This window comes from Amycolatopsis sp. cmx-4-83, assembly GCF_046548815.1.
GTDB classification, from domain to species: domain Bacteria; phylum Actinomycetota; class Actinomycetes; order Mycobacteriales; family Pseudonocardiaceae; genus Amycolatopsis; species Amycolatopsis pretoriensis_A.
Genome location: NZ_JAEBEF010000026.1, coordinates 24,099 through 50,632, shown reverse-complemented (window position 1 = coordinate 50,632; position 26,534 = coordinate 24,099). Strand labels below are relative to the sequence as shown.

At 72.1% G+C, this 26,534-nt stretch carries 24 protein-coding genes; 7 read left to right on the top strand and 17 right to left on the bottom strand.

The window, feature by feature from the left end:
- Positions 1 to 32: 32 nt before the first annotated feature.
- The 3 genes from ACLJQM_RS48015 to ACLJQM_RS48005 all read right to left on the bottom strand — a co-directional run bounded on the left by ACLJQM_RS48015 (position 33) and on the right by ACLJQM_RS48005 (position 2,608).
- Positions 33 to 575, bottom strand: coding sequence for a TetR/AcrR family transcriptional regulator (locus ACLJQM_RS48015; RefSeq protein ID WP_247013877.1), 543 nt, complete (start codon positions 573 to 575; stop codon positions 33 to 35).
- Positions 575 to 2,119, bottom strand: coding sequence for an acyl-CoA synthetase (locus ACLJQM_RS48010; protein ID WP_410636655.1), 1,545 nt, complete (start codon positions 2,117 to 2,119; stop codon positions 575 to 577). Before ACLJQM_RS48010 ends, ACLJQM_RS48015 begins: the two co-directional genes overlap by 1 nt.
- A 93-nt stretch (positions 2,120 to 2,212) precedes the next feature.
- Positions 2,213 to 2,608: a RidA family protein gene (locus tag ACLJQM_RS48005; RefSeq protein ID WP_410636673.1), complete on the bottom strand. Its 396-nt coding sequence runs from the start codon at positions 2,606 to 2,608 to the stop codon at positions 2,213 to 2,215.
- Positions 2,609 to 2,700: 92 nt separating this feature from the next.
- Between ACLJQM_RS48005 and ACLJQM_RS48000 the strand changes: the two genes are divergently transcribed.
- The gene (locus ACLJQM_RS48000; RefSeq protein ID WP_410636654.1) at positions 2,701 to 3,666 is read left to right on the top strand and encodes a helix-turn-helix transcriptional regulator; all 966 of its coding nucleotides are present in this window, start codon (positions 2,701 to 2,703) and stop codon (positions 3,664 to 3,666) included.
- On the opposite strand, the gene ACLJQM_RS47995 is transcribed toward ACLJQM_RS48000, so the two are convergent.
- On the bottom strand, positions 3,663 to 4,025 hold the full coding sequence (locus ACLJQM_RS47995) for a winged helix-turn-helix transcriptional regulator (protein ID WP_360783158.1): 363 nt from the start codon (positions 4,023 to 4,025) through the stop codon (positions 3,663 to 3,665). The two genes, ACLJQM_RS48000 and ACLJQM_RS47995, sit on opposite strands and share 4 nt — an antisense overlap.
- Positions 4,026 to 4,117: 92 nt before the next feature.
- On the opposite strand from ACLJQM_RS47995, the gene ACLJQM_RS47990 reads away from it, so the two are divergent.
- Positions 4,118 to 4,504: a RidA family protein gene (locus tag ACLJQM_RS47990; protein WP_247013891.1), complete on the top strand. Its 387-nt coding sequence runs from the start codon at positions 4,118 to 4,120 to the stop codon at positions 4,502 to 4,504.
- Here ACLJQM_RS47990 and ACLJQM_RS47985 read toward each other — a convergent pair.
- From ACLJQM_RS47985 to ACLJQM_RS47975, 3 genes are all read right to left on the bottom strand, one after another.
- Complete coding sequence (locus ACLJQM_RS47985; protein ID WP_410636653.1) at positions 4,501 to 5,703, bottom strand: GTPase; 1,203 nt, start codon at positions 5,701 to 5,703, stop codon at positions 4,501 to 4,503. The genes ACLJQM_RS47990 and ACLJQM_RS47985 overlap by 4 nt on opposite strands.
- Positions 5,700 to 7,478 (bottom strand): dynamin family protein, encoded by a 1,779-nt coding sequence (locus tag ACLJQM_RS47980; RefSeq protein ID WP_247013896.1) that lies wholly within the window; start codon positions 7,476 to 7,478, stop codon positions 5,700 to 5,702. Before ACLJQM_RS47980 ends, ACLJQM_RS47985 begins: the two co-directional genes overlap by 4 nt.
- A 101-nt stretch (positions 7,479 to 7,579) precedes the next feature.
- Positions 7,580 to 8,557, bottom strand: a complete 978-nt coding sequence (locus tag ACLJQM_RS47975; protein ID WP_410636652.1) for an IniB N-terminal domain-containing protein — start codon at positions 8,555 to 8,557, stop codon at positions 7,580 to 7,582.
- A 304-nt stretch (positions 8,558 to 8,861) separates the two neighbouring features.
- Between ACLJQM_RS47975 and ACLJQM_RS47970 the strand changes: the two genes are divergently transcribed.
- Together ACLJQM_RS47970 and ACLJQM_RS47965 are read left to right on the top strand one after the other, a co-directional pair.
- Positions 8,862 to 10,004 (top strand): molecular chaperone DnaK, encoded by a 1,143-nt coding sequence (locus tag ACLJQM_RS47970; RefSeq protein ID WP_247013900.1) that lies wholly within the window; start codon positions 8,862 to 8,864, stop codon positions 10,002 to 10,004.
- On the top strand, positions 10,001 to 12,409 hold the full coding sequence (locus ACLJQM_RS47965) for a LuxR C-terminal-related transcriptional regulator (RefSeq protein ID WP_410636651.1): 2,409 nt from the start codon (positions 10,001 to 10,003) through the stop codon (positions 12,407 to 12,409). The genes ACLJQM_RS47970 and ACLJQM_RS47965 overlap by 4 nt, the downstream gene beginning before the upstream one ends.
- Positions 12,410 to 12,751: 342 nt before the next feature.
- Here ACLJQM_RS47965 and ACLJQM_RS47960 read toward each other — a convergent pair whose 3' ends face one another.
- From ACLJQM_RS47960 to ACLJQM_RS47950, 3 genes are read right to left on the bottom strand one after another with little or no spacing between them, the layout of a single operon-like run.
- Entirely contained in the window at positions 12,752 to 13,495 is a 744-nt protein-coding gene (locus ACLJQM_RS47960) for a ferredoxin reductase (RefSeq protein WP_360783144.1), read from the bottom strand.
- The gene (locus tag ACLJQM_RS47955) at positions 13,465 to 14,064 is read right to left on the bottom strand and encodes a sulfite oxidase-like oxidoreductase (protein WP_410636650.1); all 600 of its coding nucleotides are present in this window, start codon (positions 14,062 to 14,064) and stop codon (positions 13,465 to 13,467) included. Before ACLJQM_RS47955 ends, ACLJQM_RS47960 begins: the two co-directional genes overlap by 31 nt.
- A 29-nt stretch (positions 14,065 to 14,093) precedes the next feature.
- The gene (locus tag ACLJQM_RS47950) at positions 14,094 to 14,702 is read right to left on the bottom strand and encodes a pentapeptide repeat-containing protein (RefSeq protein WP_410636649.1); all 609 of its coding nucleotides are present in this window, start codon (positions 14,700 to 14,702) and stop codon (positions 14,094 to 14,096) included.
- 42 nt (positions 14,703 to 14,744) lie between these two features.
- On the opposite strand from ACLJQM_RS47950, the gene ACLJQM_RS47945 reads away from it, so the two are divergent.
- The 3 genes from ACLJQM_RS47945 to ACLJQM_RS47935 all read left to right on the top strand — a co-directional run bounded on the left by ACLJQM_RS47945 (position 14,745) and on the right by ACLJQM_RS47935 (position 16,954).
- Complete coding sequence (locus ACLJQM_RS47945) at positions 14,745 to 15,644, top strand: ornithine cyclodeaminase family protein (protein ID WP_410636648.1); 900 nt, start codon at positions 14,745 to 14,747, stop codon at positions 15,642 to 15,644.
- A gap of 161 nt (positions 15,645 to 15,805) precedes the next feature.
- Positions 15,806 to 16,060 carry a hypothetical protein gene (locus ACLJQM_RS47940; RefSeq protein ID WP_086865576.1) on the top strand — a complete coding sequence of 85 codons (255 nt, stop codon included), beginning with the start codon at positions 15,806 to 15,808 and terminating at the stop codon, positions 16,058 to 16,060.
- An 81-nt stretch (positions 16,061 to 16,141) separates the two neighbouring features.
- Positions 16,142 to 16,954 carry an LmeA family phospholipid-binding protein gene (locus ACLJQM_RS47935; RefSeq protein WP_360783134.1) on the top strand — a complete coding sequence of 271 codons (813 nt, stop codon included), beginning with the start codon at positions 16,142 to 16,144 and terminating at the stop codon, positions 16,952 to 16,954.
- 549 nt (positions 16,955 to 17,503) lie between these two features.
- On the opposite strand, the gene ACLJQM_RS47930 is transcribed toward ACLJQM_RS47935, so the two are convergent.
- From ACLJQM_RS47930 to ACLJQM_RS47900, 7 genes are all read right to left on the bottom strand, one after another.
- Positions 17,504 to 18,070 carry a hypothetical protein gene (locus ACLJQM_RS47930; RefSeq protein ID WP_410636647.1) on the bottom strand — a complete coding sequence of 189 codons (567 nt, stop codon included), beginning with the start codon at positions 18,068 to 18,070 and terminating at the stop codon, positions 17,504 to 17,506.
- Positions 18,067 to 19,680 (bottom strand): substrate-binding domain-containing protein, encoded by a 1,614-nt coding sequence (locus ACLJQM_RS47925; protein ID WP_410636646.1) that lies wholly within the window; start codon positions 19,678 to 19,680, stop codon positions 18,067 to 18,069. Before ACLJQM_RS47925 ends, ACLJQM_RS47930 begins: the two co-directional genes overlap by 4 nt.
- Entirely contained in the window at positions 19,677 to 20,804 is a 1,128-nt protein-coding gene (locus tag ACLJQM_RS47920) for a toxic anion resistance protein (RefSeq protein ID WP_410636645.1), read from the bottom strand. Before ACLJQM_RS47920 ends, ACLJQM_RS47925 begins: the two co-directional genes overlap by 4 nt.
- A gap of 1 nt (position 20,805) precedes the next feature.
- A complete protein-coding gene (locus ACLJQM_RS47915; RefSeq protein ID WP_410636644.1) occupies positions 20,806 to 21,885 on the bottom strand; it encodes a hypothetical protein in 1,080 nt (359 codons plus the stop codon).
- A gap of 82 nt (positions 21,886 to 21,967) precedes the next feature.
- A complete protein-coding gene (locus tag ACLJQM_RS47910) occupies positions 21,968 to 23,461 on the bottom strand; it encodes a carboxylesterase/lipase family protein (protein WP_410636643.1) in 1,494 nt (497 codons plus the stop codon).
- Positions 23,461 to 24,879, bottom strand: coding sequence for an ATP-binding protein (locus ACLJQM_RS47905; protein WP_410636642.1), 1,419 nt, complete (start codon positions 24,877 to 24,879; stop codon positions 23,461 to 23,463). Before ACLJQM_RS47905 ends, ACLJQM_RS47910 begins: the two co-directional genes overlap by 1 nt.
- Positions 24,876 to 26,528, bottom strand: a complete 1,653-nt coding sequence (locus tag ACLJQM_RS47900; protein WP_247013925.1) for a response regulator — start codon at positions 26,526 to 26,528, stop codon at positions 24,876 to 24,878. The genes ACLJQM_RS47905 and ACLJQM_RS47900 overlap by 4 nt, the downstream gene beginning before the upstream one ends.
- Positions 26,529 to 26,534 lie beyond the last annotated feature (6 nt).

The window sequence follows — 26,534 nt, the reverse complement described above, 5'->3', positions numbered from 1 at the left end:
GTGTTCAGGGCGGTGAGAACCGCCCTGAACACTCACGAGGCGCGGGCGTGCACCAGCCGCGTGTACTCCGCCAGCAGGGTGGCCAGCTCGCTGTGCTCCCCCGCCGACGCCAGCTGCTGGTGACCCACCAGCATCGCCATGCCCAGCGACGTCAGCGTCCGCGCGAGGTCGCCGTCGCCGACGATACCCTTGACCGCCTTGCCGACCGTGCGCACCCGCGCGGAGTCGACGCGTTTCTGCGCCGCCCGCACGGTTTCGTCGTTCGCCGCCCACGCCCGGATGGCGGCTTCGGCCTCGTGCGGCAGCCCGAGCGTCAGGTCCATCAGCGCGGCGAAGTCGGCCGACGGGCCGCCGCTGCCGAAGTTCCCTTCGCGCAGGATGCGCACCTGCCGGTTCTCCCAGTGGTCCAGCAGCTGCTCGACGAACCCCGGCCAGCCGCCGAAGTGGTGGTAGAACGACCCGCTCGTGACGCCGAGGCCGCGGCACAGCCGGCCGACGTTCAGCTCGGTGAACCCGTGCTCCGCCAGCACGTCCAATGCGGCCGCGAAGTACGCGTCCCGCGTCACCGGGGGCATCAGACGTTCCGGTCCCGGTTTCGCCAGTACGGTTCGCGCAGCGAGCGCTTGAGGATCTTGCCGGTCGCGTTGCGCGGCAACGCTTCCACGACGTCGACGCTGCGCGGGCACTTGTAGTGGGCCAGGCGCTCGCGGCAGAACTCCATGAGCTTGTCGGCGTCGAGCTGATCACCGGCCACGACAGCCTTGACCTGCTCGCCCCACCGCTCGTCCGGGACACCGATCACGGCCACCTCGGCGACGCCGGGGAACTCCGCCACCACGCGCTCGACCTCGGGCGAGTAGACGTTCTCGCCGCCGGTGATGATCATGTCCTTGACGCGGTCCTCGAGGAACAGGAACCCGCCGTCGTCCAGGCGCCCGACGTCGCCGGTGCGCACCCAGCCGTCCACGATGGTCTCGGCGGTCGCCTCGGGCTTGCCGAGGTAGCCCGCCATCCGCTGCTCGGTGCGGATCCAGACTTCGCCGGTGGCGGCGTCCTCGAGGGTCACCGGGTCGACGATCCGGATGTCCACTCCGGACAGTGCGGTGCCCGCGGAAGCCAGCCGTTCGGGCCGGGACGTGTCCCGGTGCGCCTCCGGGTCCAGGGCGGTGACCGCGCCGGACAGCTCGGTCATCCCGTAGACCTGCGCGAACTTCACGTCCGGCCAGGCGGCGAGCACGGTGCGTAGCAACGGGAGCGGCATCGGCGAAGCGCCGTAGCAGAGGTACTTCAACCGGGAGAACGCCTTGAGCGCGTCTTCGCCGGCCTGCGCGATCCCGGCCACGACGGCGGGCACGAGGAACGCGTGCGTGATCCCGGCCCGCAGCGCGGCGAACAGCGAAGCCGCGTCCGGTTCGCGGGTCAGGTAGGACGGTTCGCCGTAGAGGAACCCGGAAACCGCGTAACAGCTGCCGCCGACGTGGAACAGCGGCATCGCGACGAGGTTGACCTCGCCGGGGCCGATCGGGAACGCGGTGCCGGCGGCGAGGCCGTGGGCGATGACGCCGCGGTGGGTCAGCACCGCGCCCTTGGGGAAGCCGGTGGTGCCGCTGGTGTACATGACGAGCACGCCGTCGCCGGGGTCCACTTCGGACCCCGCGTGTGGCTCCGCGGAAGCCAGGAAGGGTTCGTACTCGTCTTCGTCCCCGCCGACGACGACCACGCGTTCGAGCGCGGGCAGCCGGTCGCGGACCGCGTCGAGCGCGGGCCGCAGTTCGGCGCCGACGAAGACCACCTTCGCGCCGGAATCCCCGAGCACGTAGGCGAGTTCGTCCCCGGAGAGCCGCCAGTTGACCACGGCGTTCGCGGCGCCGATCCCGGCCGCGGCGAAGGTCGTCTCCAGGCAGGCGGGGTGGTTCTTGTCGACGAACGCGACGCGGTCGCCCCGGCCTACCCCGGCGGCCGCGAGAGCACCCGAGAGCCGCCGGGCGCGCTCGTCGAACTCCGCCCAGGTCCACGCCTGGTCGCCGAAGCGCAGCGCGGTGTCCGCCGGGCGTTCGCGCGCCCAGTGCGCGAGGAGCTCGCCGAACAGCCGGACCCAGGGGCGGACGTCGTGGGGCATGGCGGGTTCCCTCCGGCCGGCGCTGGACCATAGACCGGTCTATGGTGCGCCGCGGCCCGCCGGGCGTCAACACCCGGCGGGCCGGCGGCTTTTTCACGCGACAGCAGTACCTTCCAGCTCCACCAGCAGCGTGGGAATCGCCAACCGCGTCACGCCGAGCATCGTGGTGGCGGGCGCGGCCCCAGCCGCACCGAGCCGGCCCGCGAGCACGCCGTAGTGCTGGAAGAGCAGGTCGACGTCGGTCGTGTAGACGGTCAGCCGGACGAGGTCGCCCAACGTCATCCCGCCCTCGCCGAGCACCGCCTCGAGGTTGTCGAGGCTCAACGCCAGCTGCGCCGCGAGGTCGCCGTCGTGCTGGGGTTCGCCGTCGCCGTTCATCGCGGTCTGCCCGGCGCAGTACAGGGTCCGGGCGGGCCCGGCGACGAGCTCGCCCTGGTGGTAGCCCAGCGCCACCGACCACGGCCACGGGTTGACCGCCGTTCGTTCCACAGCCACTTCACTCCATCCGTTCGTAGACAGTGCGAAGAGCCTCGCAACCAATACACGACATCCTGTGTCGTGTATTCGGCTACGGTTTCCGCGTGCGCGCCGACCGGCTGGTGTCCCTGGTGCTGCTGCTGCGCCGGCACGGCCGGCTGTCCGCGGCCACGCTGGCGCGCGAGCTGGAGGTGTCGACCCGCACGGTGCTGCGCGACATCGAGGCGCTGTCCACGGCGGGCGTCCCGGTCTACGCCGAGCGCGGGCGGCACGGCGGTTTCGCGCTGCTGCCGGGGTTCCGGACCGAGCTCACCGGCCTGACCCACGACGAGGCCCTCGCCCTGCTGATCGCCGGCTCCCGCCGCGGCGCCCAGGCGTTCGGCCTCGGCTCGGCGCTGGCGTCCGCGATGCTCAAGGTGGTCGACGCACTGCCCGAGAGCCAGCGCGACACCGCGGCGAGCGTGGCCGAGCGGCTGCTCGTCGACCCGGCGACCGACCTCCTCGCCCGCCGGCCGGCCGCGGAGGAGGTGCCCGACGAGATCGTGGCCGAGGTCCGGCGCGCGGTGTTCGCCGGCCACCGGCTGCGCATCCGCTACGCGGCCGTCGACGAGCCGCCGAAGTGGCGGACGGTGGACCCGATCGGGCTGGTCACCGTGCGCGAACAGGGCTACCTGCTGGCCACGAGGTCCGGCGAGGACCGCACCTACCGGCTGTCCCGGATCCACGCGGCCGAGGAGTTGGACGAGCCCGCGCAGCGACCGGAGCGCGTCGACCTGGACCGGGCGTGGCAGGAGCGCAGCACGCGGTTCCGCACCGGCGGCGAGCAGGTCACCGTGCAGGCCCGGGTGGCCGCGGCCCGGCGGGAGGAGCTGACGGCGACCGCGCTGACCGCCACCGAGCCGGCCGGCGCCGGCGACTGGGTACGGCTTTCACTGGCCTTCCAGGACCGGCGGCACGCCGAGTGGGCGCTGTGGCAGCTCGGCGTGGACGCGGAAGTCCTTGCGCCGCAGTGGTTGCGGACCGCGTTGCACGACCGGGCCACGGCGATCGCCGGTCTCTACGAGACCTAGCCGTCGAAGCGGAGCCGGGCGGTTTCAATCTCGCCGAGGTAGCGCTGGGTCCAGCCGCACATGCTGTCGACCGTCGCCCGCAACCCCTGCCCCGGCGCGGTGAGCGTGTACTCGACCCGGGGCGGGACGGTCGGGAACACCTCGCGCTCGACCAGCCCGTTGCGCTCCAGCATGCGCAGGTTCTGGGTCAGCATCTTGTGGCTGATGCCCTCGACCTCGTTCCGCAGTTCGCTGAATCGCAGGGTGCGCTCGCCGAGCGTCTCGATGATCAGGAACGCCCACTTGTTGGCGACGTCGGAGAAGATCTCCCGCGCCAGCGAATCCGCGCGGGAAAGGTCCGCGTCCTGCTTGGTCACCACCTGGTTCCCCCGTCACCGAAAAGTGCCTTCTTCCGCATGGACCAATACTCTCCTACGGTTCCTGGGTAACCACAAGTGACCACGGAGGAAAGATGGCCGTCACCCTCGTCAACCCGCCCGAGCTGCCCGCAGTCGACCCCTACCACCAGGTGGCGATCGCCGAGGGGACGAAGCTCGTCTTCGTCGCCGGGCAGGTCGCCTGGGAAACGGAACTCGACCTGGCCGCGCAGGTCGAGCAGTGCTACGTCAACGTCGCCGCCGCACTGGCAGCGGCCGGCGCCACCTTCGACGACGTGGCGAAGCTGAACTTCTCCGTCGTCGACTGGACACCCGCGAAGATGCCCGCCCTCCTCGACGGCATCGCCCGGGGTGCCGCGAAGGTCGGCACCACCGCGAAACCGCCGGCCACGCTCATCGGCGTCGCGGCACTGGACGTCCCCGAGCACCTCGTGGAGATCGAAGCGACCGCGGTGCGTTAGGCGAACAGCGCCAGCATTCCCTCGGCCGACCGCACCACCACGTGGGCCGCCGTCCGTTCCGCGTGGGGGCGGTCCGGGCGCTCCGCCTCGTGGCGCCAGCGCCGCAACGCGTCCAGGCCCGCGTCGTAGATCTCGCCCGGGTCCGCGTCCGGTTCCAGGCCCAGCCGGTCGGCCGGGGCCGTGCCCTGGGCGCCCAGCAGGCGGACCGCCTCCTCCGCGGGGTCGCCGGACAACGCCGTCCGGCCGCCGCGGATGTCCGCGATCAGGCGCAGCTCGCGGAAGTCGTGGGCGGCCGCCGCGAAGCGCTCCACCCGGGACACCAGGCGGTCGCCGCCCGGACGGGGCTGGGCCGCCAGCAACGCTTCGAGACGAATCACCGCCGTGCGGGCCTTCAACGCCTCCGCCCGCGCGACGAAACAGCCCGCGAGCGTGTCGCGCAGCTCGCCGAGCCCGCTGCGGCGCACCAGTTCCGCCGACAGCTTGACCCGGTCGTCGCAGCCGGTGCGGATCAGCGTCAGCGCCAGGCGGACGCCGAACATCCCGAAGCGCACCACCAGCGACCGCCGCGTCTCCACCGGGATCGGGCCCGGGAACGCCGGGTCGGTGAACGAATCCACCGACAGCACGTGGCGTTCCAGCTCCTCCCGCGGCACGGCCGCGAACGCGGCCAGGAGGTCGAACTCGTCGTCGCGCAACGACCGGCCGCCGTACGCCAGCTGGCCGGCCACCGCGATCACGCCCAGGAACCCCGTGCACAGCGGGTCTTCGCGCCAAGCGCGGCGCGCGAGCTGCTTCGCGGTCAGCAACGCGTCGATGCGGCCCGCGCCCACCTCGTCGGCCCGGGACAGCACCAGCACCGAGTTGACCGCGCTCTGCCGCGCGAACGGCGAGCCGCCCGGCGGGTGCGCCGCGGCGAGTTCGTCCGGTTCCAGGTGGCGGACCAGCCGGACGGTCGAGTCCGGGACGTCGTCGGCCGGGCCGGGGTCGTCGAGGAGCACGAGGTCGCGCAGCGCGCGCGTCGGCCATTCGCCGAGCGCCGCGGCGAGCGTCGACTTGCCCGACGAAGGCGCGCCGGTGAACGCGACGCGCAGCGGCTGCTCCAGCCGGTTCAGGCAGTCGTGCAGGAGCGCCGAAGCCCGCGGGTCGTCCCGGTAGAGCCCGGCCGCGGCGGCCAGCAGGTCGCGGACGTCCCGCGTCACGCCGAAAGCTCCCGCCGCTGCCGTCCGGCGATCGTGCCGAGCTCGCCCGCGCGCTGGTGCAGGCCGGCCAGCCGGTCGATCTCGCGTCTGATGTGGACGGTCCGGCGCTCGCGTTCGGCGGTGCCGGCCATGATCGTCTCGCGCTCGTGGGTCAGCTCGTCGGCGAGTTCCTCGGCCAGCCCGGTGAAGTGGTCGCGCAGCCGGCGCTGCACGAGGCGGATCGAGTCGCGACATTCCTTGCTGAAGCGGATGAACACGTCGTCGACGTGCCGCTGCGCCGCCTGCTTGGCCACGGCTTGACGGCGCTGCAGCCGCATGCCGCCTTCGTCCTTGATCGTCTTCGCGGCGAACGCCGCACCGGCGCCGATCGAGACGGGGTTGATCAGCGGCAGCCCGGCGAGGCTGGTGACCAGGCCGAACATCAGCACGCCGCCGTAGGACCCGCGCAGGCCGGTGAAGGCCTGCTGCCCCACCTTGAACTTCTCGATCTTCGGCCGCCGGACGTCGTCGAGGCCCTCCACGCCGGATCCGTCGAGCCGGAGGTCGGGCAGCGCGCGGTCGTACTGCGCGCCGAAGCACGCGGCGACGGCCTGCGCGATCCACTCCGCCCGGTCGGCGAGCCACGTGTAGTTGACGTCGACGGCTTCGGCCAGCGCGTTGTCCAGCCACGGCGCGAATTCGTCCCACACTTTCGCCGGGTCGCCCTCGTCGAAGGTGCGGTCGATGGTGTTGACGATCTTGCGGGTCCGCTCGCGCAGGTCGTATTCGGCGTCCGACAGCAGATCGGTGATCTCGTCGGAAAGCAGGTTCTGCCACTTGGTGTTCTGCCGCCGCAGGTCGTCGGCACGGCGTTGCGCGCGCTGCAGCAGCGCGGCCTGCCCGAGCCCGGCGTCTTGGGCGACCGTGTCGACGCGGTCGCGCAGCGACTCCACCAGTTCCGTGGCGGCGGCCCGCACGCCCACGGCGGCCAGCAGCGCGCGGGACTGCTCCGCCGGGCGCGCGGCCTGCTCGGCGATCCAGTTCAGCAGTTCGGGAAAACCGGAGCGGGCGTTGAGATCCGCGTCACCGGCCTTCGCGGCGGCCTGGCGGACGACGGCCGAAACCGGCTGGACGGGGGCGTCGATCCCGGCCTCGGCGAGCATCGCGCGGTTGCGCTCGGCCACCGCGCGCCAGCCCGGGGAGGCGTCGATCTTGGTCAGCGCCACCAGGACGTGCGGGCACCAGGTGCGCACGTGCCGGGCGAGGGCGAGTTCGGCGGGGCTCAGCGGCGCGGTCGCGTCGGAGACGAGGATCACCGCGTCCGCTTCGGCGAGCAGGTCGAGGGCGGCGGCGGTCCGCGGTGACCGCGGGTCACCGACCGGCGGCGTGTCGACGAGGACGAGCCCGGCCGACAGGAGTTCGCGCGGCACACCGACTTCGACGCGGCTGAGCGTGCCGGCGGGGCGGGCGCCGAGTTCACCGGTGAGCCGTTCGACCGCGACGGGGATCCGTTCGAGGGAGCGGCCGACCAGCGTCGCGGCGGGTTCGGCGGAGTAGGCGATTTCGGTGGGCACGGCGGGGGTCGGGGCGTCGCCGACCGCGCACACCGGCGCGTTCAGCACCGCGTTGAGCAAGTAACCCTTGCCCTGTTTGGGAAAGCCGAGCACGCCGAGCCGGATCTGCCCCGGCGGGGCGTCGCGGCGTCTGCGCAGGCGCTCGGCGAGATCGGCGCGGCCGTGCGTGCGGCACGCGTCCATCGTCTCGTTGAGCACTTCGAGCCAAGCGGGGGCGGTCACAGCGAAGGAGTGTCCCCGGTTTACTCCCCGTGCGCACACCGGGTGCCCGTCCCGCGGTCGCACCCAGACCGCGGGACGGGCACCGGTGACCGGTTCGGGGCTCAGTGCCCGATGTGGATGTCGTTGTGACCGAGGTCACCGACGTGGATGTTGCCGAGCGCGTTGTGGCTGAGGTTGCCGGTGACGTCCGACACCACGTCGTGCACGGCGTCGACGCCGTTGTTGCTGCCGATTTCACCGACCACGTTGTGGTCGACGCCCACGGCGCCGGTCACCGTGGTGACGGCGTTGTGGGTGATGTCGCCGACGCCCTGAGCGGCGCTGGTGACGTCCCCGGCGACGTGCTTGACGTCGAGGTCGCCGACGTGCTTCAGCGTGCCGTTGAAGTCACCGACGTGGCTGGTGGCGTCGCCGGTGGCGGTGGTCACGGCGCCGGTGAGGGCCCCGGTCAGGTCGCCACCGTGGACCGGCGCGGCGACGGTACCCGTGACGGCGGTCGCGGCCTGGTCGACGACGTCGCCGCTCTCGACGGCACCGGTGACGGCGCCGCCCAGATTGCCCAGCACGCCCGCGTCGATGCTCTGCGCGAGGTCGCCGCCGAAGCCGAGGGAGCTGGTGGCGTCACCGGCGAGGGCGGTCACGCTCGCCACGTTGTTGGTGACGTCGGTGACGGTGCTCACCGGCTGGCCGAGGCCGCCGACACCGGACAGGCCGAGGTCGCCGACGACCGGCAGTTCGCCGACGCCCAGGTCGCCGACACCCGGCAGCGCCGAGGTGGCCGGCAGGCCGAGGCCCGCGGTGAGGGCGGTGAGCTGGTCGATCGCGCCCTGGATGCCCGGGGCGTCGGTGCCGACGCCGGACAGGCCGCCGATGGCCGGGAGGCTGTCCACGGCGGGGAGGCTGTCGACCGGCACGAAGTCGAGCACCAGCGGGATGACCTCGTGCACGTCGGCGGCGCTGACGTCGCCGAGACCGGCGGCGGCGAGCACGCCCTGCGGGTCCGTCCCGAAGGCCGCCAGCGCGGTCGGGTCGTTGAGCAGGTTCAGCGCGAAATCGTGCAACGTCTGCACGGAGTCCATGGGGTTTCTCCTGGTCCGGTGGTTCGGGGGACGGCATCGGCCGCAAGGACCGCTGCTCTCCGTCATCAAGGTAGGGAGCCGACCCCCCAGCGCACATCGGGGATCACTCCGAGTCGCAGTCCGGTCAGCCGATAGGGGATCGATATGTCATCGTTAGGGAGTTAGGGGCTCATCCGAGACGCGCTCAGTTGGGTTAAATCCCCCCAGGCCCTTGATTGACTAACCCGTTTGGGTGAGGATGCCCCGAGCCCTAGGGGGATTCCGTACCCCTGATCAGCCCCCGCGAGGTGAGGAGGAACCGCCGTTGCCCTACGTCCTCGGGATCGATGTGGCACAGGCGCGGACCCACGCCGCGACCTGCCGCCGTCAAGGCACCGGCTGGGGCGAGCCCGAACCCCTCTGGCTGGGCGAACGGTCCCCGGCCGCGGCGTCCGCGCTGTTCCTGGACGACGAGGGGTACCTGCTCACCGGGGACGCGGCCGCGCAGGCCGGCGCCCGGGTCCCGTCCCGGCTGCTCACCGGCTTCCACCGGCGGATCGGCGACGACGTGCCGATGCTCGTCGAAGGCGAGGCGTTCCCGCCCGAGACGCTGACCACCGTGCTCGTCGAGGGGATCGCCGAGCACGCCGCGGACCTCTTCGGCGGGCCACCGGACCACCTGGTGCTGACCCACCCCGGCGACTGGGGCGGCTACCGCCGTGACGTGCTGCGGCGGGCACTGGCCGGCGCCGGGTTCACCGCCGTCACGCTGGTCCCCGGCTCGATCGCCGCGCTCGGCGCGCACCTGGCCGTGCCCGGCCCCGGCGCGACCGCGGCCGGGGTGTGCGAGTTCGGCGCCGACGGCGTGAGCGTCACGCTGGCGACGGCGACCGCCGCCAGCGGCTGGCAGCCCGGCACGAGCGCCGAAGGCGTGGCCCCGGCGGCCGCGCTGAGCACGCTGTTCGCCCTCGCCGGCGCGGCGTCGACGTCGCCCCGGGGGCTCGCCGGCGTGGTGTTCTGCGGCGACGTTCCCCCGCACGCGCTGCCCGCCCGGCCGCCGTGCCCGATGTTCGCGGGACCGGTTCCGCCGGCGACCGCCGCGCTCGGTGCGGCCGCCCTCGCGGTGCTGCGCGCCGAGGGCCGGGGCGGTCCCCTGGAACCCCCGGCCGTCGAGACCACCCTGCTCCCCCAGGTGGACACGCTCGGTGAGCTCGGCGAGCGGCCGCCCCGGCCGCCAGTCGACATCACGCCGTTCGAACTGCCCGAGCGCGCCACCCCGATGAACCTGTTCCGGCGGCGGCGCCCCCTCGCCGCCGCGATCCTGCTGCTCGCCGCCGGCGTCTCCGCCGGCGCGATCACCCTCACCGCCCGTGAAGCCACCGCGGGCCCCGGCACCTCCCCCGCTCCCTCCCCCGCCCCGAGCCACTGCGCCCGCCCCGGCGCCCCCTCCGGTGAAGGTCACTGTTGAACACTCTGCTCACGCAGGTTTCCCCGCTCCACACCGTTCCCGCGCACCCGGCGGCCCGGCAGCTCCTCGACCGGGTCGCGGCCGAACCCGCCGAACCGCTGAGGCTCGCCGTCGTCGCCCCCGGCGGCTACGGCAAGAGCGTCCTGCTCGCCGCGCTCGACCGCTGCTACCGCGAGGCGGGCGTCGACGCCGTGCTCGTCGACGACGCCGACCGGCTCGGCCCCGACCAGCTCGAGGACCTGCTCGCCGGCGCGGACGGCCCGATCGTCGTCGCGCACCGGCCGGCCGCGGTGGCGCCCGGCTGGACGCTGCTGCAGCTCGGCCCGCTCGGCGTCGAGGACATCGCCCGGATGATGACGGCGGTGACGGGTTCGCCCGCCGACGCGGAATCCGCGGCGGAGCTGCACGCGCGCAGCGGCGGCGTGCCGAGGCTGGCCGAGCGCGCGCTGCTCGGGCGGCTCGAGGAGTTCCGGCCGGAGCTCGACGAGCTCGACGACGCCGTGCTGCGCTACCTGATCGCGGCCGAAGCGGGGGCGGGACGCAACCTGGACCTGTTGTCCGCGTTGCTCGACCGCGACCCCGACCAGCTCCCCGCCGTCGTCGAGGGCGCCCGCGCGACCGGCCTCCTCGCCCCGGACGACACGCTGCTGCCCTTGGCCGCCACCGCCGTCCGCGACTTCGGCCCGCCCGCCCGCCGCCTGGCGACGGTGCAGCGGCTGGTGGAGCTGCAGCTGGCGAACGGCCTGCCGGTGCTCGACCTGGCACGGTCCCTGCTCGGCACGGGCAGTTCCGGCGCGTCCGCGGCGGCGGCCTTCGCGGCGGCGGCCGGCGAAGCGCTGCCGTCCGACGCGCGGCTGGCGGTCCGGCTGTTCGAAGCCGCCGCCGAAGCCGGCGACCGCTCCCCGGCGGTGACGGCGGGCTGGGCCCGCGCGGCGGCGTTGTCCGGCGACCTCGACACGGCATTGCGGCTCGGCGACGGGATGCTCGGCGCGACCGACGCGGAGACGCGCGCGGCCGGCGCCGCGATCGCCGCGACGGTGCTGGCGCACCGCGGCGAGCTGGCCCGCAGCGCGGAGCTCTACCACTGGGCGGCCCGCACGGCCGAGCTCCCCGCGACGAGCTGGGCGGGCGCAGACGCGTTCGCGGCCATCGCCCTCGTCGGCACCGGCGACCTCCCCGGCGCCCGGCAGTTGTTGGACACCCCCGCCCCCGGCGTCGCTCCGACGTTGTTCGCGGGCGCGGCCACCCGGATGGCGGGCGGCATCGCGGATTCGGTGTCCGGCTACGCGTCGGAGACGTTGTCGACGTTGCTGGGCGCGGCGGCGATGCTGGAGCCGGCCCTGGGCGGCACGCTGCTCCCGGACAGCCCGGCCGCGCTCGCCGCGCTGGCGGCGTTGCACACCGGCGAGCTGGCGCTGGCGGAGTCGGTCCTGACGCGCGCGCTGGAGGGCCACACCGGCGGCGACCTCCTGGAGTCCCGCCACCGCCTCCTGCTCGGCTGGGTGGCGATGACGGCCGGCGACCTCGCCAAGGCGGCGGAACACCGCGACGCCGTCGCCGGTCGCCCCCTGGAAGCCCGCGACGAGCTGTTCTTCGCGACGTTGGACCTCGGCTTGGCCCGTCGCGCGAGCGACCTGGTCGGCTTGCAGCGGGCGTGGAACCGCGCGTACCAGGCGTCGATGCGGCAGCAGACGGACCTGTTTTCGCTGCTGCCACTGGGCGAGCTGGCGATCGCGGCGGCCCGCACGGGGGCGTTCGCGAAGCTGGCCCCCCAGCTGGAGCGCGCCCACGCACTCCTGTCCCGCCTCGGCGAGCCTCCACTGTGGACGGTGTCGTTGATCTGGCACGAGCTCCACGCGGCGATCACGTTGGAGGACGCGGAGTCGGCGAAGGCACACCTGGCAACGTTGACGACCCACGCCCACTGCGGCCGCCACCCCCGAGCCCTCGCGACGGCGGCCCAGTGCTGGCTGGAGGTCCTGAGCGGAACGTTCGCCCCGAACCCGATCGCCGCGGCGGCCGCGGAACTGCACGACTTGGACCTCCGCTGGGACGCGGCCCGCTTGGCCGGCCAGGCGGCGATCCGCACGTCCGATCGCAAGGCGATGGTGCAGTTGCTGGAGGCGGCCCGGCAGTTCCAGGGCACGGCGGCCCGGCGGGACCAGGGGGCGACGGAGCCGGCTGCGGCTGGGACCGGTTTGGCGGCGTTGAGCGAGCGGGAGCTGGAGGTGGCCCGTCTTGTCGTGGAGGGGCTGACGTACAAGCAGGCGGGGAGCAAACTGTTCATTTCCGGGAAGACGGTGGAGCACCACATGGCCCGGATCCGCGGAAAGCTGGGGGCAGCGGACCGGCGGGAGCTGCTGGCGACGCTGCGGGAGTTGTTGTCACGGCCGGACGCGCCCTGAGCCGCACCCGCTGAGCTTGCGGCTGTTCCCTGGGTTGGTGATCGCTCGGGCGAGCGCTGCAGACGGCAGATCCCCGGCCCGCTGCACACCGGCCGCGCCCGGGCGCCGACTACGCGGCGCGGCTCGACCGGGGGCAACGTCGCGTGGCCAGCCGCGGCTCGGGGAGGTGCGGCGTAGCTCCACCACGCTGGTGTCGCGCGGGCAGACGCAAAGCGGTGCGGGCGCGGCACGGCCCCACTCGCACGGATGCCGTGCAGTCAGTCAGGGCTGGAGCTGGCGCGGCGCAGCTCCCACCACACCGCTATCACGCGGGCGCGGGGCAGCCCCCACCGCGTCTTGCGGTCAGTCGCGGCTGGGGCCGAAGCGTTCCGTTCGGATGCGGTGCGGGTCGTGGCCGAGGGCCAGCAGGATGTCCGCTGCCGTTTCCACGAAGGCCGTCGGGCCGCAGATGAACGCTGTCGCGCCGAACTCGGCGGGCCAGGCTGCTGTGTTGAGGGTCGCCACGTCGATCCGGCGGGGGATGCCCGGGCGGCCTTCGGGGAGCTCGCGGGTGTAGACGTAAGTGATGTCCAGGCCTGCCACTGGGGTGCGGAGCTCGTCGGCGTAGTACTGCTCGGCCGGGGTGCGCAGGGAATAGATCAGCTTGAACGGGGTGCGGACGCCCGCCGCGCGGCGGGCGCGGATCATCGCCATCAGGGGGACGATGCCCGAGCCGCCCGCGATGAGGAGGACCGGTTCCGGGTTCGTGGGGCGCCACGCGAACCAGCCGCCGATCGGGCCGCGGATTTCGACCGGGTCGCCGATCGCGTACGGGCCGGTCAGGTGCTCCGAGACTTCGCCGTCGGCGACGCGCTGGACCGTCAGTTCCACCCGGTCGCCGTTCGCGGGGGCGGCGAGGGAGTAGCTGCGCTGGGCGCGGTAACCGTCCGCGGCCGTCAGGCGGACGTCGACGTGCTGGCCCGCCAGGTGTCCCGGCCAGCCGGGCAGGTCGAACACGAGCGTGCGGGCCGTCGGTGTTTCGTCGCGGAATTCGGCCAGGCGGGCGACCCGCCAGGCTAGTCGCCCTGATACCGCTGTTCGCGCCATGGATCCCCGTAGTCGTGGTAGCCGACGTTCTCCCAGAAGCCCGGCTCGTCCCGGGTCTTCAGCTCCAGCCCGCGCACCCACTTCGCGGACTTCCAGAAGTACAGGTGCGGCACGAGCAGCCGCGCCGGGCCGCCGTGCTCGGGGGTGAGCGGCTTGCCGCCGTACTCGTACGCGATCCAGGCCTGGCCGTCGAGCAGGTCGGCCAGCGGCAGGTTCGTCGTGTAGCCGCCGTAGGAGTGGACCATGACGTAGTCGGCCTCGGTGTCGAGCCCGCCGACCAGCGTGTCGACCGCGACGCCGCGCCAGCGGGTGTCCAGTTTGGACCACTGGGTGACGCAGTGGATGTCCACAGTGGGCTTTTCGCTCGGCAGCGCCAGCAGCTCGGCCCAGCTCCACGTGTGCTTGTCACCCTTTTCGGTGGTGACCGCGAACTCCCACGTCTCGGTGCGCACGCGTGGCGTCGGCCCCGCGGACAGCACCGGGAAGTCCTCGGCCAGGTACTGACCGGGCGGCAGGCGCGGGTCGCCGCTGCGGGCGCGGCCCTGGAAACCCGGTGTCACGACACCCATGCGGCACTCCCTTCGCGGTCCCGCCGAGCCTACGCCCGGACCTGCAGCCCGAGCGACGTGACGAGCACCGCAGCCTGTTCGGGTGACACGATCGCGCCCGCCAGCTCGGCGTTCAGCGGGTCGAGGGCCGAGAGGTCGCTGCCCCGCAGCTCGGCGCGCGGCAGCTTGACCGCGTGCAGCATCGCCGCGGACAGGTCGACGTCGGCGAACACCGCACCACCGCAGTCGGCCCCGGTCAGGTCGGCTTCCCGCATCCGCACGCCCTGGAAGCTGACCGAACGCAGGTCCGCGCCCGCCATCCCGGCGAACGACCAGTCGCCGCCGATGACCCGCAGCGGTCGCAGCTCGCACTCGGCGAACGTGGCGCCGACGAGCTTGCAGCCGGTGAACTCGGCGTCGAAGAAGTTGCACCGCTTGAAGGCGCAGCCGGCGAACGACGAGTCCAGGTGCCGCGACGCGTTGAAGCGCACGTTGCCGAACCCGCAGTCGGTGAACACCGAGTTCCGCACGACGGCCTCGGAGAAGTCGACCTCGTGGAACTCGCACCGCACGTAGTGGCGTCCGGTGATCTCCTCTCCGTACCAGTCGTCACGGGAGAACCGCTGCTCTTCGACGGGATCTTGCGTGGCCTCGGACACCCCGTCAGGCTAACGGCAGAGCCGAGCCCGAAGGAGCCGCGCATGCTCGACGCCGACGACGTCCGGAAGGCCGTGCCGATGGCGGCCGCCGTCGACGCGGTGCGCGAGGCGTTCCTCGACCTCGCCGCCGGTCGTTTCGCGGTGCCGCAACGGTTGTCGTTCGGCGGCGGCACGACGCTCGTGATGAGCGCCTGCCACACCCCGTCGTCCACGACGGTCGTGAAGACGCTCAACCTGGCCGCCGGGCGCACCCCGATGATCCTGGGCACGCTGGTCTGGAACACCGCTGAAGGCCAGGTGGTCGCCGACGCGGTCGAGCTCACCACGCTGCGCACCGGCGCCGCTTCCGGCGTCGCGACGGACCTTCTCGCCCCGACCGGCGCGACCAAGCTCGCCCTGCTCGGGACCGGCGCGCAGGCCGCCGACCAGGTGCGTGCGGTGGCGGCGGTGCGCCCGGTGCGGCACTTGGCCGTGTTCGGGCGGGACCGGTCGCGCGGGTCGGCGTTCACGGCTCGGCTGGGTGCCGAGTTCCCGGATGTGGCCATGCGGGTCGCCGGGAGCGCGGAGGACGCGGTGTCCGACGCGGAGATCGTGTGTTGCGCTACTTCGTCGAGTACTCCTCTCTTCGCTGTCGATGCCTTGCCCGAACGGGTTCACGTGAACGCGATCGGGTCCTACCTGCCGTCCATGCGGGAACTTCCCGCCGAGTTGCTCGCCACCGCGGGGTGCGTGGTCGTCGATCAGGTCGAGGCCGCGTTGGCGGAAGCCGGCGAGGTGATCCACGCGGTGGAGACCGGGCTCCTCGGCCGTGGCCAGCTGATCGAGCTGGGCGACGCCCTGCGTGAGCCACCGGTGGTGCGCGGGCGGACGGTGTTCAAGTCCGTCGGTCTCGCCGTGCAGGACTGGGCTGTCGCCCGGTTGCTCGGAGATGCGCACGCTTGAACGGCCGAATGGGCTCACCACCCGTGTTCGGAGCGGAGCAGAGAGCAATAGGGAGCGGCCAAACGGCGCAATCTGGGCCTTGGAGCGTTTGATCGGTCACCCGATCCGGGAATTTTCGCGACATGTCTCCTTGGCGAACCACCACCAGACGGAACACGGCCGTGCGGGTCATCACGGCGATCGGCGCGATCTTCGCGGGGATCGAAGTTCTCTACATGATCATGGTGCTCGCCGGCGCCAACGCCGGCAACGCGTTCTTCGTTTTCATCAAGTCACTGGCGGTTCCTCTCGCCTTGTTCTTCCCGGGGCTGTTCCCGGTCAGCAACCCGAGCCTGGCCGTCATCCTCGACTTCGGCCTGGCCGCGGTGTTCTGGCTGGTCGTGACCGGCATCATCGCCCGCTTCGCCGGACGGTGACGGTCGGCGGGCTGCCGACAGGTACCACTGTCGGGCCACCCGCCGTCGGCATCCGCGGTGTCTTTCGGCGACACTGGATGGATGAGCGACGGCAGGTGGTTCGACGGCTGGTCGCCCTGGCCTGAGCTGGCCGGGCTGGCCGCGGCCGGGCGTTCGCTGTTGCCGAACGTCCCGGTCACGCCGGCCGCGCTGGCGCGGACCGTCACCGAGCAGCTCGTCGGACGGCGCCTGACCGCGAAGGTCGACGACCGCGAGGTCGGCCTGACGCTCACCGAACTCGACTACCCGGCCGGCAACCTCCGGCTGGCCACCGGGCGGATCGGCGACGTCCGGATCGTCGCCGAGGACGTCGACTGGCCCGAACCCGAAGGCGGCAGCATTCCGCTGCGCCGGGTCACCGTGCTCGCCGAAGACGTCCGCCTCCGCTCGCTGCCCACGCCGGCCGCCAAGCCCGCGCGGGTCGAGCTGCAGATCGCGGTTTCCGCGGACGTGCTGCGAGAACGGGTGGCGAAAGTCCGCCCCGGGATCGTCGCGGCTCCGGCGGGTAGCGGGCTGCTGCAGATCCACTGGGCGAAGCGCCCCCTCTGGGGCCACTTGACCCTGCGCCCCGAGGTGGGCGACGACGTCGTCGTTCTCGTGCCGGAGACCCTCCACATCGGACAACGACGACTACGGCCGCCACGGCGTTTCCGGCCCATCGTGCTTCCGCTGCCGGAACTGCCGCCGGGGATACGGCTGACGAAGGTGGAGCCGCGGCAGGACGAGCTGGTGCTGCACACCGTGGCGGAGGAATGGCCGGAGCGGCTTTCCCGCATCCCCTTGCCCGACTTGCTGAGCTGGCTGACGACGGCGGCTGTGACGCTGACCCTGCCCAGACTCGGCGGTCGTTCATGACTCTCCTTTGCTTGGGGTGAGCCGGTGGTGGCTCTCACTGGCCAACGTACTCGAACGTTCGTTCGAACACATCACTCACACGGGTAGAGGTGGGTAAGTGTTGCGAGGTAAGGGAAAGGTCGCGTGGGTCGCGGGCTCGGATGGGTGAGTGGGGTGGCTGAGTAGCCGGGTGGGCGGGTTGGCCGCCGGTGGCGTCGCGGCCTCCGCGGGACTGCGAGGTGGCGGGGTTGCGGGAAGCGGTGCGGAACAACCGCGGGAATCAACGGCAAGCAGCTCGGATGGTCGGCGAGTACGGGATTCTGGCCAGAGCGACGCAAACCGGGGCAGCTCGGGCGGTCGGCCGAGCGCGGGAACTTTGCCTGAGTGGCGCGAGACGGCCCGAGTCGCGGCCAAGCACGGAAACGTTGCCCGGACGGCGCGAGACCGACGTGGGACGGCCCGAGTGACCGACCAAGGGCGGGAACCCGGCCAAGCCAAGGCAAAACAACCGCGCGACAGCTCACGTGATCAGCCGGGTACGGGAACTTGACCAGAGCGACGCCGGTCGACTCAAGCGTCGCGATCCCGCAAGTACCGGGTGTGGTCCGCCTGCCGGTCGATCTCCGTCGCGTAGAACCGCTCAGCCACCCGGTGCGCCTCCGTCTCCAGCAAACCCAGCTGCGCCACCAGCTCCTCCCCCGCACCCACCCGCCGGGCCGCGAACCACCACGGGAGGTTCAAGTACGCCTGGACCGACAAAGGCAGGTCCGTGCCCGCCAACCGCACCACCGCATGCTGCAGGTCGGGGTCAGCCGCGAGCCGGTCCGGGTGGGAAAGCAGGTCGGAAAGGACCTCCGCGATCCGGCGTACAGCGTCCACACTGGACGCAGGCAGCCGGGAAGACTGCGTGTCAACCGAAGAAACCAGCGTCTCCAAAGAAGACCGCAGCGAAGCCGACGTATCCGGTACCAGCCGGACCTTCTCACCCGGCGCGAGCAACGCCCCCGCCAAGTACAACGCCACCACCACGAACGGCCAGAACCACCCGACCACCCCGGTCAGGTACAGCACGACACCGACCAGGCCGCCGACGCAGCCGGTGAGGTTCTTGGTCGAGCCCAGGTAGCGCAGCATCATTGGTACCCGCGGATCTCCTTGAACACGTCGGGCAACTGCGTCTCGCGCCCGTCGAACACCTTGCCGCCGGTCATCGTCGCCACCTGGGTCAGCTCGTCGCTGCTGCCTTCGCCGAACAGCACCGTGAACACCGGTACCCGCTTGACCGACGGCGGGAGCGTGCCGAACGTCAGCTGGAAGTCCGCCAGGGACGAGCCGTTCGCGTTCTCGCCGTCGGTCATCAGGACGATCGACGTGAACCGGTCCGGGTCGCGTGCCTGCAACGGTTCCAGGTCCCGGTAGGCCTGTGACAGGCTGTCGTAGATCGCCGTGCCGCCGCTCGCCGGCAGGCCCTCCGCGAACGCCTTGATGCGCGCCAGTTCCGCCGCCGGGTTCTGCTCCGGCACGGTGAACGTCGTGACCCCCGACGGCCGCGTGCTGAACGGCAGCATCAGCACCTCCTCGCGGCTCCGGAACCGCCGGTACCGCCCGGTGAGCGAGTTGTCCGCCCCGGTCAGGCCGGCCAGCGCCGAGCGCAGCGAGTCGATGCGGTCGCCCTTCATGGACCCGGACGTGTCGAGCACGTACAGCGTCCGCGACGGGCGGCGGATCTTGTCGAAGTACGCCTGGAGCAGCGCGTCCATCGCCTGCTGCGTCGCCGGGAACGGCAGCTCGACGAGGTCGCGCGCGGCGAACTGCTGCCCCAGTGCGACACCCGGGACGACCGGGCGCCGCTGCGTCGTCTCCATGATCCGCTTCTGGACGTCCGGCGTCCGCAGGTAGTCCGACAGCCGCTGGTGCGCCGAACGCGCGTCGGAATTGGCGTCCGACAGCAGGGTCAGCGGGTAGTCGGCCGTGACGACGCCGTCGCTCGGGTAGATCAGCGTCAGCGGCTCCGGCAGCTTGCCGGACGCGTTCGCCGACAGCAGGACGGACTCGTAGTTGATCAGCCCGTCGACCTTCTGGCCGGGGTCCTGCCCGCTCGCCCGCCGTGTGTACGCGTCCGACAGCCAGCCCGAAGAGCCCGCCGAAAGCGCCTGCGCGCTGAAGAACTGCGTCAGCTGCGGCGTCACCGACGCGATCTGCCGGGCGTCGATCGCGTTGCCCGCACCGGCCAGCGCCGAAGCGACGCCGACCAGCGCCGAGAACCCCGAGTTCGACGCCGACGGGTCCGTCATGCCGTAGCTGAACGCCTTCTTCCCGGCCTGCGCGGCGATTTCGCCCCAGCTCACCGGCTTCCCCGCCCAGCCGAGCCGCTGCACCACCGACGTCGCCAGCCCGAGCACCACCGGCGAACTCATGATCTTGACCTGGTTCCCGAGCCGCTTCGCCGCTTCGGGGATGCCCGCCGGGTAGCGGTTCGACGAGAACCACACCGCGTCGTACTTCCCGTCGACACTGCCGTTCGCGAGCGCTTCCGCGCCTTCCAGCGTCCCGGTGAAGGTGAACTTGACCGTTACGCCGGTGGCGCGAGCGGCTTCGTCGAGCACCGGCTGCAGGTCGGCCAGCTCGCTGCCGGCCAGGATCCTGAGCGTGCCCGGCTCCGGGTCGCCCAAGGGGGCGGACGAAGAGTCCGAACACCCCGCCAGCAGCAGCACACCGAGGGCGAGCGCCCCCAGCTTCCTGATCATGCTTCCCCCTCGTGCGAACGGCGCAGGTGGTCTTCGGCGCGGCGGATCTCGCCGGACAGCGACTCGACGGTCGCCGCCATCGAGCGGACGGCGTCCGCGCGGAACCCGTCGATCGCGTCGATCGAGGCGTAGATCCGGTCGAACGACCGCCGGATCGTCTCGGTCGCGACCGCCGGGTCGCTGCTCGCTTTCCGGATCTCCGCGGACTGCAGGTCCAGCAGCTCGGTGTTGGCGCGGATCAGCCCATCCGTGGTGGCCTGCAGCGCGGCGACCTCGTCCAGGACGTCCCGCTGGCTCGCCAGCGCGCCGCTGACCAGCAGGGCGACCCGCAACGCGGATACGGTCACCGACACCGCCCGTTCGACGCCGCGGATCACCTCGTCGTTGTTCTTGCGCACCAGGTCCAGCGCGAGGTAGCCCTGCGCGCCGACGGCGAGCTGGGTGAGCAGGTCCTGGTGCCGCTGCCGGATCGGGTACAGCACGTCCCCGCGCAACGCCTGCGCGCGCACCGGGTCCGTGAAGTCGAAGACGGACGCCTGCCGCTCGATGGCGCCGTCGACGGCCTCGGCGAAGGCGGCCGCTTCGGCCAGCTTCCCCATCACCTTCCACAGCCGCTCGCGCTCGCCCTTGATCGCCGCGTTGTCACGGCGCAGGACGTCCTGGCGGCCGCGGAGGTCGACGACGAGCGCGTTGACCGGCTCGTTCGCCGCGCGGTAGCGGTCCAGGGCGCGCTTCGCGCCCGCGGCGACCGGGAACATCCCGAGCAGCTTCCGCCCGGTCAGCGGCAGCTTCGCCGGGTCCAGCTCGGCGACCGTGCGGCGCAGGCCGGCCAGGCTCGTCGTGACGCCGTCCTGCGGGGACGCCACGCTGCGCATCGACCGGTCGAGCATCGTGCCCGCGACGCCCGCGGCGGCCCGCATGTCGGCCTCGCCGACGGCCAGCAGCTCGTCCAGCAGGTCGGTGAACTCCGGCGACCGGACGTCCAGCGCCTCCAGCCGCGACGCGAACTCGCCGGCCCGCGCGGTCACGTCGGCGCGGGTGTCTTCGCTGAGCGTGATGAGGCCGGCCGCGCGCTCGACGGGGATCGCGGCGACCGGTTCGGGCGGGCTGAGCGCGAAGTCCATGTCAGTACTGCTTGCCGACGGCGTCGAGCAGCCGCTCGAGCGTCTCGAACGAGGGCGGTTCGACGGCGTCCACCAGGTCGGCGGGCACGTGCGCGGGCGCGGCGACCTCGGCGAACAGCTTCGGGTCGGTCGTGCGGAAGCCGAAGGTCGCGGCGAGCTTGCCCAGCTCGGGGTCGGTGGACAGGAGCTGGCCGACCTTGTCGCCGTCCGGGGTCAGCGGCACCAGCGTGTGCTTCGAGTACACCGTCGGCGCGGTGTAGAGCAGCCGCATGTCCGGCCGGATGGAGCCGTCGCCGCGCACCACCCGGTCCACGAACTGCGACTCGTAGATCAGCGCCAGCGGCGTCTTGCCCATGCCCGCCGACAGGTAGTCCTCGAACGGCCCTTCGGTGCTGTTCTGCGTGTACCCCTGGTCCAGGAACAGCTTCGACACCGGCGGCAGCACCTTCGCCTCCTGCTCGGGCGTGCTGACGACGGCGTTCCCGTTGGCCACGAAGGAAACGATCGACAGGTACATCGCCGCGGAGTTCGACTCGCGCGGGTCGGTCGTGGTGACGAGGACGTTCTTGCGGGCCGGGTACGCGGTGTTGCCGGGCAGCTGGTCCCAGCGCGTCCCGGCCTTCGCCAGGCCCAGGTACTTCGCGATGTCGAGGACGTCGTAGTCGCCGGCCCCCTTGTGCACCACGCCGTTCGCGCGCAGCAGCGCCACGATCGGCTCGAAGCTGGCCACCGCCATCGGCGACTGGAACGGCGTGTACACCGTCGTCACCTTGCGGTCGCGCTGGATCTTCTGCGCCGCCGGCGAGGACGACGGGAACGCGAACGCGTACTTCCCGAGGTCCACGCTCGTCGCGATCTGCCGCGAGCCCGCGGTGTCCACTTCGACCTTCAGGCCGTGCCGCGCGAAGGCGTCGACGACGCGCCGGTCGGTGAAGAACGCCTGCTTCTCCGAGCCGATGGTGCCGCGCACCGTGGTGAGGTCGCCACCCTGCGCGGCGCCGTCGCCGCGCCCCCAGATGATCACCCCGACGACGGCCAGCACGAGCACCACGGCCAGTCCGATCGACACCCGGCGTTTCACGAGCCACTCCCCTCGACGGGCTTTCGCTCATTGGACGCGGGAGCGGGCCCGTTCGAAGTGAACGGCGGGTGAAGGAACGGTCTCAGGTCACCGGGAACCAGGTCCCGGACGCCCATTCCGTGTCGCCCCAGGCCTTCCGCTCGTCCGGCCGTGGGTCGAGCACCAGATCGGTGTCTTCCCGGAAAACCAGCACCGGGCGGAGTTCGGGGCCGTAGGAAGGCCATTCGGGGCCGTCGGCGTCGGCGACGCCGTCGCGGATGAACCGCACCCAGGCCCGGTGGATGAGCAGCGCGGCGCGCTCCCGCTTCGGGTTCACGTCGATGGCCTGGTCGAACAGCGGCATCGGAACCTTCCACGCCATGGTGGTCTCGGTGCCGTGGCCGCCGTCGAGCTGCTCGGGCACGCCGGGCGCGGCGATGTCGATGCGGTAGCGGAACACGGGCGCGTGCGCGGACTGCGCGTCGGCGAGGCGCTGCGTCGGGATGCCGTAGCGCTCGTCGCCCATCGCGGCGATCTTCGCGGACTTCAGGTCGGGGACGCGCCGGAGGTAGGTCTCGAGCAGGTGCGAAGCCCGTTCCTCACCGAGGATGCCGCTCAAGGTGCCGCTCGCGGGCGCCGTCGCGACGTCGTCGCCGAGCATCAGCGCGTACGTGCTGCCTTCGTTGCTGTTGCAGCCGATCAGCAGCGGGACCCCGGCCGCGCTCCCCCGCCGGATCGGCTCGATCGGCACCTCGGGCAGCACCCGCGGGTGCAGGGTCGGGCGCCAGAGCCACAACGCCTGCAGCCCGGTCAGGATCCGTTCCTGCGCCTCGACGAACTCCTTGGCGGGCAAGGACCGCAACGCTTCGGCGTCGTGGCAGCCGACTTCGTCGAGGAGCCGCTTCGCCAGCGCCGTGCCGGCCTCCGGCGTCGCCACGTGGTCGGCGCCGCCGCTGCTGCTGATCCCCTGGGCGAACAACCCCGCGCCCAGCGGGCTGCCCATCAGGTTCCCGAGGCTCTTCGCGCCCGCCGAGACGCCGTAGACGGTGATCCGCGCCGGGTCGCCGCCGAACGCGGAGACGTTGCGGCGCACCCACTTCAAGGCCTCGATCTGGTCGAGCAGGCCGCACACCCCGGCGTCCGCTTCGGACTCGCCGAAGATCCCGGCGAGGTGCAGGAAGCCGAGCGAGCCGAGCCGGTAGTTGATCGTGACGACGACGATCCCGGCGCGCGCGAACTCCTCGCCGTCGCCGAGCTGCTCGCCGTGCCCGACGCGGTAACCGCCGCCGTGCAGCCAGAACAGCACCGGCCAGCCGCCTTCGGGCGCGGGCCCTTCCGGCGTGCAGACGTTGAGGTACAGGCAGTCCTCGTCGCACACCGCGGACGGGTTCATCGGGTCCGGCGACTGCATCGCGTGCGGGCCGTACTCGGTGGCGACGTGCACGCCACCGGACAGCGACGGCGGCCGCGGCGCCTTCCACCGCAGCTCGCCGACCGGCGGGCGGGCGTACGGGATCCCGCGCCAGACGCGGACGCCGTCCCCCGCCAGCCCCACCAGCGCCCCGAGCTCGGTCGTGACCGTTGGGACGGAGACCATCAGAGCGAAGCCTGCTCGACCGTCGGCAGGCAGACTTCGAACCGGGTGTTCCCGGGCTCCGACTCGACGCGCAGGTCACCCTGGTGGCGTTCGACGACGATCTTCCACGAGATGTCCAGGCCGAGCCCGGTGCCTTCGCCGACCGGCTTCGTGGTGAAGAACGGCTCGAAGATCCGCGGCTTGATGTCCGCCGGGATGCCCGGGCCGGTGTCGCCGATCTCCACGCGGACCTGGTCGTTCTGGCCCCAGGTGCGCAGGGTCAGCGTGCCGTCGCCCCGCATCGCGCCGATCGCGTTGTCGATGATGTTCGTCCAGACCTGGTTCAGCTCGCCCGGGTACGCGGGGATCTTCGGCAGGCTGCGGTCGTACTCCTTGACGACGCGGATGTCGCCGATCTTGCCCGAGAGCATCACGAGCGTGGAGTCGAGGCCGTCGTGGACGTCGACCCACTGGTGCGGCGCGCGGTCCATCTGGGAGTACTGCTTGGCCTTGCCGACCAGCGCGGAGATGCGCGTGGTGGAGTCCTCGATCTCGCCCATCAGCATCTCGGTCTCGAGCGCGTAGGCGAGCCAGCGGACGGCGCCGTCGATGAAGGTGTCGCCGACCTGCTCCAGCACGTGGTCCAGGTCGGGCGTGGTCAGCCCGGCGCGGACGTAGATGTCGGCGAGGTCCCAGCCGCCGTCGATGCCCCGCTCGTCGAACCAATCGGTGATCTCGTCCTCGCGGTCGGCCTGCTGCATCGCGGTCAGCTTCGGCGCCTGCGCGACCTGCTTGACCAGGCGTTCCTGGACGTCGATGAGCTGGTAGAGCAGCTCCGGCTCGATGTCCTTCTTCGCCAGGAAGGCCAGCTTGTGCCGCATGCCGGCGACGCGCTCGCGCAGGGCGGACGTCGCCCGCACCGCGGCCGCGGCCGGGTTGTTCAGCTCGTGCGTCAGGCCCGCCGACAGCTCGCCCAGCGCCAGCAGGCGCCGGCGCGAGCCGATCACCGTGTCGCTGTTGCGCCAGCCGAGGTACATGCCCTCGAGCAGGTGCGTCGCCATCGGGAACCACCGGCGGAACTCGAAGGAGAACTCCTTCGAGGGCAGCGTCAGGAACGTGACGTCGGAGAGCGCGCGCACCGTCGCGTTGTAGGTGTGCTCGGTTTCCTGGTGCACGAAGAACTGCGTCGCGCCGAAGTAGGCGCCGCGCTGGTCGGACCGGTTGGTTTCCACCTCGGTGCCGCTGACCAGCCGCGTCATCCGGATCGCGCCGGTGAGCAGGACGTAGAAGCAGGTCGCTTCGCCGCCTTCGCTGATGACGGTGGAGTCGCCCTCGTACTCCTCGAGGACCGCGTTGCCGGCGATCCAGTCGAGCTGCTCTTCGGAAAGGTGTTCGAACAGGAAGAGCCCGCGAAGCTCGTCCCGCGGCAGTGCGCTCATTGTTCCTCCAGGTACCGGTGTACCAGCGTCACGGCCATCGCGCCCTCGCCGACCGCGGAGGCCACCCGCTTGACCGACTGGGACCGCACGTCACCGGCCACGAACACGCCGGGGATCGAGGATTCGAGGTAGTGCGGATCACGGTCGAGGGTCCAGCCCGCCGGGCGCTGGCCGGCGGTCAGCAGGTCGGGGCCGGTGCGGACGAAGCCGTACTCGTCGCGGTGGATGGTCTCGCCGAGCCAGTCGGTGCGCGGCGCGGCACCGATGAAGATGAACAGGTGGCCGGAGTCGACCGTCTCGGTGACGCCGTTCTCGCACAGCGTGATCCGCTCGAGGTGCTCGTCACCGTGGGCCTGCTTGACCGTGGTGTGCGTGCGGACGTGGATGTTCTCGATGCCGGCGATCTGCTCGATCAGGTAGTGCGACATCGACGCCTCGAGGGAGGCGCCGCGCACCAGGATCGTGACGTCGCTGGCGTGCCGGGAGAAGAACACCGCCGCCTGCCCGGCGGAGTTGGCGCCGCCGACGATGTAGACGTGCTCGCCCTTGCACTCGGGTGCCTCGGTCGCGGCCGAGCCGTAGTAGACGCCGCGGCCGGTGAGCTCCTCGATGCCCTCGGCCTCCAGGGCGCGGTAGTTGACGCCGCTGGCGAGGATCACCGAGTGCGCGGCGATCTCGCTGCCGTCGCCGAAGGTGATCACCCGCGACGAGCCGCGGGCCTCCAGGCCGACGACGTCGCGCGCGGTCAGCACCTCGGCGCCGAACTTCTGGGCCTGGCGGCGCGCCCGGTCGGTCAGCTGCGCGCCGGAGACGCCGTCGGGGAAGCCGAGGTAGTTCTCGATGCGCGAGCTCGTGCCGGCCTGGCCACCGGTGGCCTTCTTCTCGACGAGCACCGTGCGCAGGCCCTCGGAAGCGCCGTACACCGCGGCGCCGAGGCCGGCCGGGCCGCCGCCGATCACGACGAGGTCGTAGAACTCCTGCGCCGGCCGGGTCGACAAACCGACCGCGTCGGCGATCTCGCCGCCGGTCGGCTGCTTGAGCACCTTGCCGTCCGGCGTGACGACCACCGGGATGTCGGCCTCGGTCGCCTCGGCGGCCTGCAGGATCCGGCACCCTTCGTCGTCCTGGACGGAGTACCAGCGGTACGGGACGGCGTTGCGGGCGAGGAAGTCGCGCAGCTCGAAGGACGGCTGGCTGTACCGGTGACCGATGAGCTTGACCTCTTCGACCGGCTTGTCGCCGACTGCCTTCCAGGTCTCGACCAGCGCGTCGATCACCGGGTAGAGCTTCTCCTCCGGCGGGTCCCACGGCTTGAGCAGGTAGTGGTCGACGTCGACGACGTTGATCGCCTGGATCGCGGCGTCGGTGTCGGCGTAGGCGGTCAGCAGGGCGCGGCGGGCGTGCGGGAACAGGTCCATCGCCTTCTCGAGGAAGGCGATCCCGTCCATCTGCGGCATCCGGTAGTCGGCGAGGATGGCCGCGACGGCGTCGCCGCGCAGCTTGATCTCGCGCAGCGCTTCGAGCGCGTCCATGCCGGAGTCGGCACGGATGACGCGGTAGTCCTTGCCGTAGCGGCGCCGCAGGTCACGGGCGACCGAGCGGGACACGGCGGGATCGTCGTCGACGGTCATCAGGATCGGCTGGCTCACGCCTTG